9 protein-coding genes and 1 pseudogene are annotated in these 12684 nt (G+C 71.3%); 3 read left to right on the top strand and 7 right to left on the bottom strand.

The window, feature by feature from the left end; translation table 11 throughout:
• The 5 genes and pseudogenes from E2493_RS22295 to E2493_RS21395 form a co-directional block, all read right to left on the bottom strand.
• A pseudogene (locus E2493_RS22295) lies at positions 1-178 on the bottom strand (IS110 family transposase); the annotation flags it as partial.
• A gap of 335 nt (positions 179-513) precedes the next feature.
• Complete coding sequence (locus E2493_RS19005; protein WP_135090050.1) at positions 514-2070, bottom strand: sensor histidine kinase; 1557 nt, start codon at positions 2068-2070, stop codon at positions 514-516.
• On the bottom strand, positions 2067-2801 hold the full coding sequence (locus E2493_RS19000; protein WP_225421594.1) for a response regulator transcription factor: 735 nt from the start codon (positions 2799-2801) through the stop codon (positions 2067-2069). The genes E2493_RS19005 and E2493_RS19000 overlap by 4 nt, the downstream gene beginning before the upstream one ends.
• A complete protein-coding gene (locus E2493_RS18995; protein WP_135090048.1) occupies positions 2798-4354 on the bottom strand; it encodes a DUF4153 domain-containing protein in 1557 nt (518 codons plus the stop codon). Before E2493_RS18995 ends, E2493_RS19000 begins: the two co-directional genes overlap by 4 nt.
• 142 nt (positions 4355-4496) lie before the next feature.
• A complete protein-coding gene (locus E2493_RS21395) occupies positions 4497-5081 on the bottom strand; it encodes a fasciclin domain-containing protein (protein ID WP_167737637.1) in 585 nt (194 codons plus the stop codon).
• 152 nt (positions 5082-5233) lie between these two features.
• On the opposite strand from E2493_RS21395, the gene E2493_RS21390 reads away from it, so the two are divergent.
• Both E2493_RS21390 and E2493_RS18985 read left to right on the top strand, forming a co-directional pair.
• Positions 5234-5812: a biliverdin-producing heme oxygenase gene (locus E2493_RS21390; protein WP_167737636.1), complete on the top strand. Its 579-nt coding sequence runs from the start codon at positions 5234-5236 to the stop codon at positions 5810-5812.
• Positions 5805-7943 (top strand): histidine kinase dimerization/phosphoacceptor domain -containing protein, encoded by a 2139-nt coding sequence (locus E2493_RS18985; protein ID WP_135090046.1) that lies wholly within the window; start codon positions 5805-5807, stop codon positions 7941-7943. Before E2493_RS21390 ends, E2493_RS18985 begins: the two co-directional genes overlap by 8 nt.
• Before the next feature lie 112 nt (positions 7944-8055).
• Here E2493_RS18985 and E2493_RS18980 read toward each other — a convergent pair whose 3' ends face one another.
• Together E2493_RS18980 and E2493_RS18975 are read right to left on the bottom strand one after the other, a co-directional pair.
• The gene (locus E2493_RS18980; protein WP_135090044.1) at positions 8056-9060 is read right to left on the bottom strand and encodes a hypothetical protein; all 1005 of its coding nucleotides are present in this window, start codon (positions 9058-9060) and stop codon (positions 8056-8058) included.
• A gap of 191 nt (positions 9061-9251) precedes the next feature.
• The gene (locus E2493_RS18975) at positions 9252-11000 is read right to left on the bottom strand and encodes a PAS domain-containing protein (protein WP_135090042.1); all 1749 of its coding nucleotides are present in this window, start codon (positions 10998-11000) and stop codon (positions 9252-9254) included.
• A gap of 327 nt (positions 11001-11327) precedes the next feature.
• On the opposite strand from E2493_RS18975, the gene E2493_RS18970 reads away from it, so the two are divergent.
• The coding region (locus tag E2493_RS18970; RefSeq protein WP_135090040.1) for a DEAD/DEAH box helicase at positions 11328-12684 on the top strand (1357 nt) is incomplete at its 3' end.

The following is a 12684-nucleotide window of genomic DNA, read 5'->3' as shown; positions in this document are numbered from 1 at the left end:
GATGCGCACCGCCGCACGCCTCCAGCGCTACAATGCATCGCGGCTGCCCCGCGAAGAAGTCGAGCAGCTTGCCGCGCGTGAGCTTGCGGCTGAACACCAGCGTACCGCGCGCATCTGCGCCATGCGCATGAAAAACACTCTTGGCGATATCCAGACCGATTGTGGTAACTTCCGACACGGACGCCTCCCTCAGTGGTGTTTCAACACCTCCACTTTGGCACATCGATGCCGTCGGGGGGCGTCCACCCCATCAGCTTTCCCAACCCTGTGCGCCTCCTCGCCCGCGCGGAGCGCGGGCGACGCGGGGCGGGGCGGTGAGCGGCGCGCCTGTATTGCGCCCGTATTCCCAGGGAGGCGCCTGGAGCCGCAACGGCGCGCGAGCGGTCACCCGCCGCCTTCCCTTCTCCGTTCGGCCGGAGCCTGTCGAAGGCCCTGCCCTTCTTCAGCGAGAGAGAAGGGGTGAGTTTCGCCGACCTGAGCCCGAACGCTGCCTCGCGCTTCGCATCGCCGCCCTCAGCCCGCTTTCGGCAGGCAGATCTCGAACACCGCGCCGCGCGCCGCGACCACGCTCTCGATCGTGCCGCCGCAGGCCGCGAGCAGCGAGCGGGCGATCGACAGGCCGAGCCCGGACCCGCCCTCGGCGCGACGGGAGGTGTGGAACGGCTCGAAGATCCGTTCGCGGTCGCCGGCGGGGATGCCCGGGCCGTCGTCGGAGACGGTGAGGCGCAGCCGCGCGCCGTCCTCCACCGCGGCGATGCGCACCTGCCCCGCCCCCGCCTGCTGGGCATTCTCGACCAGGGTCTCGAGCACCGCCTCGAGCAATTCCTCGGGCGCGGCGGCCGGCGGCAGCGGCGGCAGCGCGGTCTCGACCGCGAAGCCCTCGGCGCGATGGGCATCGGCGACGCGCAGCACCGGCCCTTCGAGCATCGTGGCGCTGTCCTCCGGCGCCGCCGCCATGTCGGCCCGGGCGAGGTCGAGCAGCCGGCGGAGCAGATGCGAGAGCCGGTCGGCGTCGGCGCCGGCATTGGCGAGGAAGCGGGCGCGCGCCGCCTCGTCCATCTCGGGATGCTCGGCGAGCAGTTCGAGCGCCCCCTTGATGCCGGTGATCGGCGTCTTCAGCTCGTGGCTGACCGCGGCGGCGAAGTCGCGCAAATAGCGCGAGCGACGCTCAATCCGCTCGGCCATTGCGGCGAAATTGACGTAGAGCGCGCGGATCTCGACGGCGGCGGTGGGCGGCGGCTCGGGCACGACCACGCTGCCCCGGGCGACGTTCTCGGTCGCCTCGCTCAGCGCCTCGATCGGCCGGCTGATGCCGCGCGAGAGCAGGCCGGCGAGCACCAGCAAAGTGGTGAAGATCAGCGCGACGCCGAGCGCGATCTTGCCGCGATCCTGGTAGATGCCGAGGAACAGGCCGCGCGGCGAGCGCGACAGCATGATCACGCCGATCACCCGGCCGCCGGCCTCGACCGGGCGAACGTAATGGACCCGGATCGCGGCGGCGCGGCTCAGCCATTCGAGCGGGTAGCGGCGCTGGTATTCGGCGTTGCGGCGCAGCACCGTCCGCGTCTCCCCCGCCATCGCCGCGCGCACTTCCGGCAGATGCGCATAGCTCATCCTGAGGTCGCCGCGGCCGAGCACGACCACGCCGCCCGCGTCGATCACCCTTATCGCGGCGAGCGTGGTGCGCGCCGTCTCGCGGACGATCGGCGCCAAAGCGAGGCCCGCACGGCGCGCGGCGCCGCTGGCGAGACGCGCTGCCGGCTGCGGATCGGGCTGCTCGGGATGGACCCGCATTGCGTTGAGATCGATCGTAGGACGCTGCGGCGTCAAAGTGTCGGGCGGCGGCGGCAGCGGCTCCGGCCAGGCGGCGCGATAGGCGGCGGCGATCGCCGCGCCCTGGGCGATCAGCTCGGCCTCGGTCTGCTGGACCAGGGTGTTCTCGTAGACGCGCAGCGACACCGCGCCGACCCCGGGCAGCGCCGCGACGAACAGAAGGGTGGCGAAGAGGATGGTGCGCAGGCGAAGCGCGGGCCAGTGGCGCTTCAGCCAGTCCTTCAGCCTTGCGATCAACCCGGCTCGCCCAGGCAGCGCCCGATCCGGTAGCCGACGCCGGCGCGTGTCTCGATCAGGTCGGTGCCGCCGAGGCTCGCGAACTTGTGCCGCACGTTGCGGATGTGGCTGTCGATCGTTCGGTCGGTGACCGCGAAGCCGGGGCCGTGCAGCCGGTCGATGATCGCGTCGCGGGTGAAGACCTTGGACGGCAGGCTGGCGAGCAGCAGCAGCAGCTGGAATTCGGTAACGGTGACGGGTACCGGCGTCCCCGCCCATTCCGCCTCCCAGGCGTCGGGATCGAGCCGCAGCCGGTTGTGGCCCACCGGTCCGCTCGAGCCCGCCGCGGCGAGCGCCCGGCCGCCGCGCTTCAGGATCGCGCTGACCCGCGCCACCACCTCGCGCGGGCTGAACGGCTTCACGACATAATCGTCGGCGCCGAGCTCGAGCCCCACCACCCGGTCGATCTCGTCGTCGCGCGACGACAGGAAGAGGATCGGCAGGTCGCCGCCCGTGCCCTGCTGGCCGCGCAGGCGCCGGCAGACCTCGAGCCCGTCCATCCGCGGCATGTTGATGTCGAGCACGACCAGATCGGGGCTCGCCCGCTCGATCGCGGCCAGCGCCGCCTCGCCGTCGCCGGCCTCGCTCGTCTCCATGCCGGCCTTGCCGAGCGCGAAGCTCAGCACCTCGCGGATATGGGCGTCGTCGTCAACGATCAGGATCTTGTGGCTCATCGCGTACACGTCTGTCACTGCCTCGCCGCCGCTGTCAAAGGCACGCCGCCGCAGTCGCGGCCCTGGATCGAGACCGAGGGCAGGCGGTGCTCGACGGCCAGGCGCTGCGCGGTCTCGAGCCGCCGCGCGCCGCGCACCGTCCAGCTCCGCCAATGGGCCTGCTGGCGCACCAGCGCGGCCATCTTCCCGCTGCGCAGCGCGGCCAGGCGATCGGCGAGGATCGGCGCCCGCCCCTGCGCCCGGATCTCCAGCTCGATCACCGGCAGCAGGGCGGCCTCGCCGAGCATGTCGAGATAGCAGAGGTCGAGGCTCGCGCCGTGCCCTCCCGCCTCGCGGGCATGGCGGACGTTCCACGCCGCCGCGGCCGCGCCGAGATCGGCGAAGGCGCAGCCGGCGAGCAGCAGAGCGGCGGCGAGGAGGTTGGCGTTGATCAGCCAGGCACCGCTCTTCCCCGCCCGCAGCCGTACGCAGATCAGCACCAGGCCGAACGCGACCAGCGCCATCCACAGCAAAGCGGCGATCCGCAATTCGGTCAGCGAGTAAGCGTCGACATAGTCGAGCGTGCGCAGCATCGTCGAGGCGACGAGCAGCACGTTCTGGCCGATCCACAGGAAGACCAGCCGGCGGATCGCGGGCGCCTCGGCCATCGCGCTCCCGGGGCGCAGCGTCACCAGCACGAACAGCGCCGCGAGCAACGCGGTGACGATCAGCGGATAGGCGCCGCGATGGGCGTAGTCGGCGAGCGTTACGCCGTCCGGCAGCGGCGCGCCGCTCCACAGGAAGACGAGGTCGAGGCCGTTCTGCAGCGCGAAGAGGAGGTTGAAGGCGACCAGCGACAGGGTCACCGAGGCGGGGCTCACCCCGGGCAGGGCGAGATCCTCGTCCACGCCCGGCGCTTCTCCGAGCAGGACCCGGGCCGGGCGCAGCAGGCTCCAGGCGATCGTCGCCACGACCAGCCAGACGACGAGCCGGACCGGCGACAGCGCCGCCAGGATCCCCGCCCAGTCGATGCCGGCGAGAGCGTCGCCGATCAGCGGATTGGCGCGGGCGAACAGAGCGAGGAAGACGATCGTGCCGATCAGCGGCAGGCCGATCACCGGCAGATGCGCGGCGAAGGAGACGCGACGGCGATCGCGGCGCGCGCGGCGGACCCTGGCGAGATCGCGCCACGGCAGGCCGGGGGTGACCAGCCATTGCAGCATCAGCCGCTTCGCCCAGCGCCAGCCGTCGTCGAAGCCGTTGCGGGTCAGCAGCACCGCCATCGACGCCGCCACCCAGAACAGAGCGGCGGCGAGCAAGGAGGGATCGATGAACAAAGCGAAGGCGAACAGCAAGGCCGCCGCGGCCGCGGTGAGCGCGGCGGGGCTGCGGCGCAGGCGCGGATGGGCGAGCAGCGCCGCGAGCAGCAGCAGCCCGGCGAAGATCCCGTCGGTCGAGCCGCTCCACCCGGCCCAGTAGAACAGCCGGTCGGCAACCCAGACCAGGCTCAGGGCGAGCAGGACCTTGAAGACGAAGCTGAAGCGTCCGCGTCCTCTCCCGGACGGCGTCTCCAGCGCGGCGGCGGCATGCATGATCGGGCTCCCCTGATTGGAGAGCCGTGAATGGCAGGCGCGGGTCGAGCGATGTTGGGGCCGCTACGCGCGTTCGGTGCGGATGATGTGCAGAAACGATGCAGGCAGCCATTCCTCCCCGTACCGGGGAGGGATGCTCGGTCTAGGGCATCAGCACCGCGTCGAGGCTGTGGACGACGCCGTTGGAGCCGGTCTGCTCGTCGCCGACCAGTTTCGCCCGCCCGTTCGGCCCGGCGGCGACGATCGTGTCGCCCTCGCGCGTGAAGGTGAGCGTCGCGCCGCCGACGGTGGCGAGCTGCGCCTTGCCCTTGCCGCGATCGATCGCGCGGCGCAGGTCCTCGGCGGTGACGACGCCGGGGACCACGTGGCCGGTCAGCACGGCGGTGAGCTGCCCCTTGGCGTCCGGCGCCAGCAGGTCGTTGGCGGTGCCGCCGGACAGCGCCTGGAAGGCGGCGTCGGTCGGCGCGAAGATGGTGTAGGGCTGCGATCCGGAGAAGGTCTGGGTGAGCCCCGCCGCCTTCACCGCATTGGCGAAAGTCGAAAGGTCGCGCGAGCCGCTGACCAGGTCGAGCAAGGTCGCCTTGCCGGTCTCGGCCTTGCCTTCGGCCGGCGCGGCCGCCGCGCTGGCGTTCCCATCGGCCGCCGTCCCCTTGTTGCCGCCGTCGCCATTGCCGCCGCAGCCGGCCAGCGTGAGGCAGGCCGCCGCCAGAATGGTCCCTCTCGCCATGATACGCTCCCTGGTGAACACGCTGCCATTACGCATGAGCAATGGTCCGGTTGCGCCCCTTGGCCGCGCGAGGAAAGGGCATTCGCCCCCGCTGGCGGCTCCGTCCGGCGTTTTTTCGTTGCTCCCGAAGACTTGGAATGCGAGCAGACCGAATGACGTCCGCAGGTAGCGTACGCTTCGCCCTGCGGAGCGCCACCGAAGAGGTGCACGAGCGGCTGCATGTCGCCCGCCCGTTCCGCGACATCGCCGAGGGACGCCTGCCGCTTTCCGGCTATGGGCGCCTGCTGGCCTCGCTCCACAGCTTCCACGCCCAGCTCGAGGCCGCCTGCGACGGCGCCTGGGCGGGCGCGCCGCGCTCCGCCGGCCGCGTGGCACGGCTGGAATCGGACCTCGGCCATCTCGGCGAAGCTGCCCCGCCGGTGCCGGACGGATGGTCGCCGCCCGCCCGCGACGGCGCGGCGCTCGGCTGCCTCTACGTCGCCCAGGGCTCGACATTGGGCGGCCGCGTCGTCCACCGGCAGCTCGATTATCTGCTCGATGGCGCGCCCGGCCGCCGCTTCTTCGCGGGCAGCGACGCGGACGCCGCGACCTGGCGGGATCTCTGCGGCCATCTCGAGCGGGAAGGCCGCGGCGCCGGCCGGCTCGACGGCATGATCGCCGGGGCGAGCGCGGCCTTCGCTCTGTTCGAGCAATGTCTGGAACGACAGGAAGAAGAGTGCCTGCATGGCTGACGCCGATCCGAAGCTTCCGGACCTCACCGCCTGCGACCGGGAGCCGATCCACGTTCCCGGCGCGATCCAGCCGCACGGCCTGCTGCTGGTTCTCGATTCCGACGGCACGATCGCGCGCCATGCCGGCGACTTTGCCCGGCTGCTCGGCGTCGAGGCGTCGCCGCTCGGCCGCCCCGTCGAGGATCTGCTCGGCGCCGAAGGCGCGGCGCTGCTCGGCGGCACCGGCTATCGCGGCACCTTCGCGGCGCCGAGCGGGGGCCGCTTCGATCTGATCGCGCATGACGGCGGTAGCGGGCTGATCGTCGAACTCGAGCCGGCGCCCGCGGCACCTGCCGCAGCGGCCGAGGCACTGGCCGAGGTGCGCGACGCGGTCCGCGCGATCGGCGCTGCCGACACGCCGACCCGCGCCTGCCTCGAAGCGGCGCGCGCGGTCCAGCGTTTCTCCGGATACGATCGGATCATGGTCTACCGCTTTCAGGCCGACGGCGCGGGGCGGGTGATCGCCGAGGCGCTGGCCGAAGGCAGCGCCCCGCTCCTCAACCAGCATTTCCCGGCGAGCGACGTCCCCCAGCAGGCGCGGGCGCTCTACCTGCGCAACCGGATCCGGCTGATCCCCGACGCCGGCTACACGCCGGCGCCGCTGGTCGGCCGCGGGGAGGCGCTCGACATGAGCGACTGCATTCTGCGCAGCGTCTCGCCGATCCATCTCCAATACCTCAGGAACATGGGCGTCGCCGCCTCGGCTTCGCTGTCGATCGTCGTCGACGATGCCCTCTGGGGGCTGATCGCCTGCCACGCCGGCAGCGTTCGGACGATCCCTTATGCGGTCCGCGAGATGTGCAGCCTGGTCGCCGAGACGCTCTCCCTCGACCTCAAGCGCCGCGGCGACGCCGAGACCCATGCCCAGGTGCTGCGCCTCGCCCGGCGGCGCGAGGACCTGCTGCCGCTGATCGCCCATGCCGACAATGTGGAAGAGGGGCTTGCCGAGTCCCTCGACGAGATCGGCAAGCTCATCCCGTCCGACGGCGTCGCGGTCTGGAGCGACGGCGCGGTCCATGCCGCGGGGGCCGTCCCGGACGAGGCCGCGCTCAACGCGCTCGGCAAATGGCTGCTCGGCCGCGGCGAAGGCGCCGCCATCGCGACGGCGCAGCTCGGCGGGATCTACCCGGCGGCCGAGAGCTTCGCGGGGCACGGCAGCGGCCTCGCGGCGGCGATCGTTCGCCGCGATCCCGGACTGGTGCTGATGTGGCTGCGCGCCGAGCAGGTCGAGACGGTGAACTGGGCCGGCAACCCGCACAAGGACGACAGCAGCCCGGCGGCGGTGCTGACGCCGCGCAAGTCGTTCGAGCTGTGGCGGGAGACGGTGCGCGGGCGCTCGCTTCCGTGGCTGGAGAGCGAAAAGGAATCGGCCCGGCGGTTCGCCGAGGCCGTTCGCGAGCTTTCCGAGCAGAAGCAGGTGAACGCGCTCAACCGCCAGCTTCGCGAGACGGTGGGCGCCAAGGACGCGCTGATCGACCGCAAGGACCTGATGATGCGCGAGGTCCATCACCGGGTGCAGAACAGCCTGCAATTGGTCTCGTCGATGCTCCACCTCCAGGCGTCCGAGCTCACCGACGAGGCCGCGCGCCACCAGTTCGAGCTTGCCCGCGAGCGCGTGCTCGCGGTGGCGATGGCGCACCGGCGGCTATGGCGCGCCGACGAGGCGGACATGGTCAACCTCGAGCCGTTCCTCTCGGAGCTGACCGAATCCCTGGTGGAGAGCTGGGGACCCGCCTGGTCCGAGCAACTGGCGCTCGACGTCGCGCCCGCCCGCGTTCCGACCAGCGATGCCGTGATCGTCGCCATGCTGGTCACGGAGCTGATCACCAACGCGATGAAGCATGCCTATGCGGGCGCTCCGGGCCCGATCGCGATCGGCGTCCGCGAGATCTCGGAAGGCGAGGCGCTCAGCATCACCGTCTCCGACAGCGGCAAGGGCTTCGACGGCGCGGTCCGCGAGGGAAGCTTCGGCACCCGCCTGACCAAGGGCCTGGTGCGCCAGCTGCGCGGCAGGATGGAATTCGGCGACAACCGCCCCGGCGCCCGGGCGATGCTCACCATCCCCTACCGCCGCAGCGCGCCGCCCGCCTGAAGGCGGCTCCCGGCCCCGGCTGAGCGAAGCCTTCCGACCTCCGACGCACAAAGCCCTCCCCCTCGATGGGCGAGGGAGGAAAGCCGCGGCTTTCGCCCGCGGCGCTCGGGGATCAGACCAGCATCTCGACGATCGCCTGGATCATCTGGGTCTGGGCATCGACCTGGTAGATGTTGCCGTCGGCATAGCGGTAGAGCGTGTCGTCGCTGTCGGCATATTCGTCGCGATATTCGAGCGGCACGTTGTAGACGTCGTAGCCGGCCGGCAGCGCCTGGCCGACGTTGAGGTCGCCGACGAGCAGAGAGACGATGCTCTCGATCACGCCGCTCTGCGGATCGACCTGGTAGATCGCATTGTCGCCATAGCGGTAATAAGCGTCGTCCGTGTCGTACCAGGTGTCGCGATACTGGATCGGCACGTTGTAGACGTCATAGCCCGCCGGCATCGGCTGGCCGACCGCGAAGCCGCCGCCGAGCAGGGGCACCAGGCCGCTGACCAGATCGGTTCTGCGATCGACGCGGTAGATGTAGCCGCTGTCGTCATAGCGGTAATAATTGTCCGGCGTGTCCGCGTAGAAGGTCCGGTAGGCGGCCGGCATAGCATAGCCGACGAAGGCGCTGCGCTCGAGCCGCTCGCCGAGGCGGAAGGCCTTCTTCGCCTGGCCGGGCGGCAGGCAGCCGTTGCCCTTCTTGGCGAGGCCGGGCGGGCAGCTGCCGCCGTAGGCCGCGAAGCGCCGGTCGTCGTCGCGGAAGCGGCGCGTCTCGACCGCGGCGCGCAGCTCGCGGCGCACCCGCCGGTCTTCGCGCCGATTCTCGCGGACCAGCCGCGGCTGATGGCGCTGCGCACGTTCCGCGCGGACGACGCGCCGATCGTCGCCGCCTCCCCGGAAGGCATGGCGCTCGCCGCCGCCGCCGCGGAACGCCTGGCGCTCCGCCTTGTGGGGCTTGAAGGCGCCGCCGCCATGGCCGCCGCCGTGCGATTTCCCGCCGTGGCCGCCGCCGTTCGATTTGGCGGCGTGGCCGCCGCCGTGCCCGCCGCCCTTGCCCCCCTTTTCGGCCAGCGCCGGCATCGACACGGCGAGAGCCGCGGCGCCGGCGATCATCAACAGGTTACGCATGACAGGACTCCTGATCTGTTCACCGTCATGAACCAGCGAGGAGGAGCGCCCGTTCCCGGTCCGGAGCAACGGTCCGCCGCCGCGGGCGGGCGGGCCGCCTTCCGTTCCTGAACCTCGGCTTTCGGCGGCTGAACGCCCGGTGAAGGGGGACGTCGCACCGCCGAAATCCACCCCGTTCCACGAGCGGATGATTAGGAGGAGAGCTCGGCCTCGAGCGTGCAGATCACCCCGCCCGGAGCGAAGTCGATCGTGGCGGTGCCGCCGAATTCGGCGGCGAGCGCCCGCTCGATCATGCGGGTGCCGAAGCCGCGGCGCGCCGGCGGCTCGACCGGCGGGCCGCCGCGTTCGCGCCAGCGGAAGAACAACCGGTCGCCGTCGACGCTCCAGTCGACGTCGACGCGGCCCTCGGGCACCTGCAGCGCGCCGTATTTGGCGGCGTTGGTGCAGAGCTCGTGGACGGCCAGCGCCAGCGCCACCGCGGTCTTCGGAGAGAGCCGCAGCTCGGGACCGGCCGTGGAGATCCGGCCGGCGGCCAGCGGTGCCGCGGCGTCGGCGACGACCTGGCCGATCGACGCCGCCTCCCAGCTTTCCCGGGTGAGGAGATTGTGCGCGGCGGAGAGGGCGGCGAGCCGGCCCTCGAACGCATCGCGGGCTTCGCTCGGCATGCCCGAGCCGCGGAAGCTCTGGTGGGCGATGCCCTGGACGATCGCCAGCGTGTTCTTGACCCGGTGGTTGAGCTCGTTGACCAGCAGCCGCTGGTGCTGCTCGGCCTGGCGACGGTCGGTGACGTCCATGTTGGTCCCGACCATCCTCAGCGGGGTTCCGTCCTCGGCGTAGAGGAAATGGCCGGAGCCTTCGATCCAGCGCACCGCGCCGTCGGGGCGGCGGATGCGGAAGGCGAAGTCGATCCGCTCGCGCCGCTCGGCCATTGCCAGCTCGAGCCGGGCCTGCATCGATGCGGCGTCCTCGGGCAGCAGCCGCTCCGCCCAATTGTCGATGCTCCCGCCGAAGCTGCCGGGCGGCAGCCCGAACAGGCTCTCCTCCTGCGGCGTCCACAGCACCTTTCCGGTCTGCACGTACCAATCGAAGATGCCGATGCCATGCGCGGTGACGGCAAGGTCGAGCCGGGTCGCGGTATCCTCCAGCGCCTCGCGGGCGCTGCGCTCCTCGGTGATGTCGCGAAAGGTGCCGACGACATAGCGCGCCCGGCCGTCCGCTCCGTGCTCGACCGCGCCGACCGCGCGCAGGCGCCGCACCGCGCCGGTCGCATGGACGACGCGGTACTCGGTGTCGTAGCCGTCGCTCTCCCCGGCCAGCGCCGCCGCGAAAGCCGCCTCGGCGCCGGCGCGGTCGGCCGGGTAGACGATCCCGCGCCATTCCTCGTAGCTGACCTCGCGCCCGGCGCTGGAGAGGCCGAGCATGCGGGCCGAATAATCGGACCAGCCGCCGACGCCGCGCTCGGGATCGAACCACCAGGAGCCGAGCTTGCCCGCCTCCATGGCGACGCGCAGCCGCGCTTCGGCGGTCCGCTCGGCGGTCACGTCGCGCTGGACGCACAGCCAGTGGCGGCCGCCGTCGATGTCGACCGCGGTGATGCGCGAGGCGGTGTGGAAGCTCGATCCGTTCTTGCGGCGGTTGTGCCACTCGCCTTCCCAGCGTCCGTGCGCGCGCAGCGCCTCGATCACCTCGGCGACCCGGGCGGCGTTCTCCTCCTCGGGATAGGCGTTCTGGACGGAGACGTGGCGGCCGATCAGCTCGCCCCGGGCATAGCCGAACAGCCGGTCCTCCGCCGCATTGGTGTAGACGATGATCCCGTCCTCGGTGGACAGGCTGACGCCCTCGCTCATGCTCTCGACGATCAGCGCGTAAGGCGGCGGCACGGCCGGGGCGCAGGGGTCGGCGCCCCCGTCCAGTTCCGATCTTGCCTCGACGTCCGCCATGGCCCGCCCTTCCCCGGACACGCTTGTACGAGGCCGCGGGGCTGCTGGATAGGATTTTGCGACGCCGGGCCCGCCAAAGTGCGGTAGGGGGCCCGGCCGGCCCGGCGCACCTCTCGCGAGGCGGCGCGACTTGACTTTCCGGGCCCTGGCCTCCACATGGCGCTCAGCGAAGCATCATGCAGCGTGAACAGGCGCAAGACGCCAGGCTCTGCTTCGTATCTCTTCCAGTCCTCCCTTTTCACGCGGGTCGGCATCCACCCGCCGCGTTTCCGCGCGCCGTCATGGCTGCGCGAGGGGGCGCCGCATCAGTTGAAAGTGTTTCCCTTCATGTCATTCGAATCGCTCGGGCTTTCGCAGCCCGTCCTCCAGGCGCTCGCGCTGAAGGAATATAGCCAGCCGTCGCCGATCCAGGCGCAGGCCATCCCGACCCTGCTCCAGGGCCGCGACCTGCTCGGCATCGCGCAGACCGGCACCGGCAAGACGGCCGCCTTCATGCTGCCCTCGATCGACCGCCTGTCGGCGTCGAAGAAGCGCCCGCTGCCGCGCTCGTGCCGCATGCTGGTGCTGGCGCCGACGCGCGAGCTCGCCTCGCAGATCGCCGAGAGCGCCCGCGCCTACAGCCGTTTCTCGCACATGTCGGTCGCGACCGTCTTCGGCGGAACCTCGATCAACAAGAACCGCCAGGACGTCCAGCGCGGCGTCGATGTGCTGGTCGCCACCCCGGGACGCCTGATCGACCTCATCGAGCAGGGCTATCTGACGCTCAACAGCGTCGAGATCCTCGTTCTCGACGAGGCCGACCAGATGCTCGACCTCGGCTTCATCCACGCGCTGAAGCAGATCGTCCGCCTGCTGCCGGCCAAGCGCCAGACTCTGTTCTTCTCGGCGACGATGCCGAAGGCGATCAGTGATCTCGCCAGCAAGTACCTCACCGATCCCGCCCAGGTGTCGGTGACTCCGGTCTCCTCGACTGCGGAGCGGGTCGATCAGTTCGTGACCTTCGTCAACCAGCCGGAGAAGCCGGCGCTGCTGACGATGATGCTGCGCTACGGCTTCGGACCCAAGGGCTCGATGGACCGCGTGCTGATCTTCTCGCGCACCAAGCACGGCGCCGATCGGATCGTGAAGCAGCTCGCCGCCAGCGGAATCGCCGCCAATGCGATCCACGGCAACAAGAGCCAGCCGCAGCGCGAGCGCGCGCTCGGCGAGTTCAAGTCGGGCAAGGTCAAGATCCTGATCGCGACCGACATCGCGGCGCGCGGCATCGACGTCTCGGGCGTCAGCCACGTGATCAACTTCGACCTGCCGAACGTGCCGGAGCAATATGTCCACCGCATCGGCCGGACCGCGCGCGCCGGCGCCGCGGGCGTCGCCATCGCCTTCTGCGCCGAGGACGAGCGTCCCTACCTCAAGGGCATCGAGAAGCTCACCAAGCAGAAGATCGCGATCGAGCCGCTGCCGGAGAACTTCAACAACGAGGCGAGCCGGATCCGCAGCCAGGTGAAGGCCAATCCGGTCGCCGCCGCCGCCGAGGAGCGCGAGGAACGCTATCAGGAGAGCGCACGTCACGGACGTCCCGCCAAGCGCTTTCACGCCAAGCCGGCCGGAGCCGGACGCGGCGGGCCCGGCGGCGGACGCAGCCACGGCGCCGGTCGCGGTGGCCCGGGCGGCGGTCGCGGCCGCG

Source organism: Sphingomonas parva (ex Maeng et al. 2020), assembly GCF_004564275.1.
In the GTDB taxonomy this organism is placed as follows: Bacteria; Pseudomonadota; Alphaproteobacteria; order Sphingomonadales; family Sphingomonadaceae; genus Allosphingosinicella; species Allosphingosinicella parva.
Note: the sequence above shows the minus strand (reverse complement) of the source record. Positions and strands in the feature narration are given on the sequence as shown.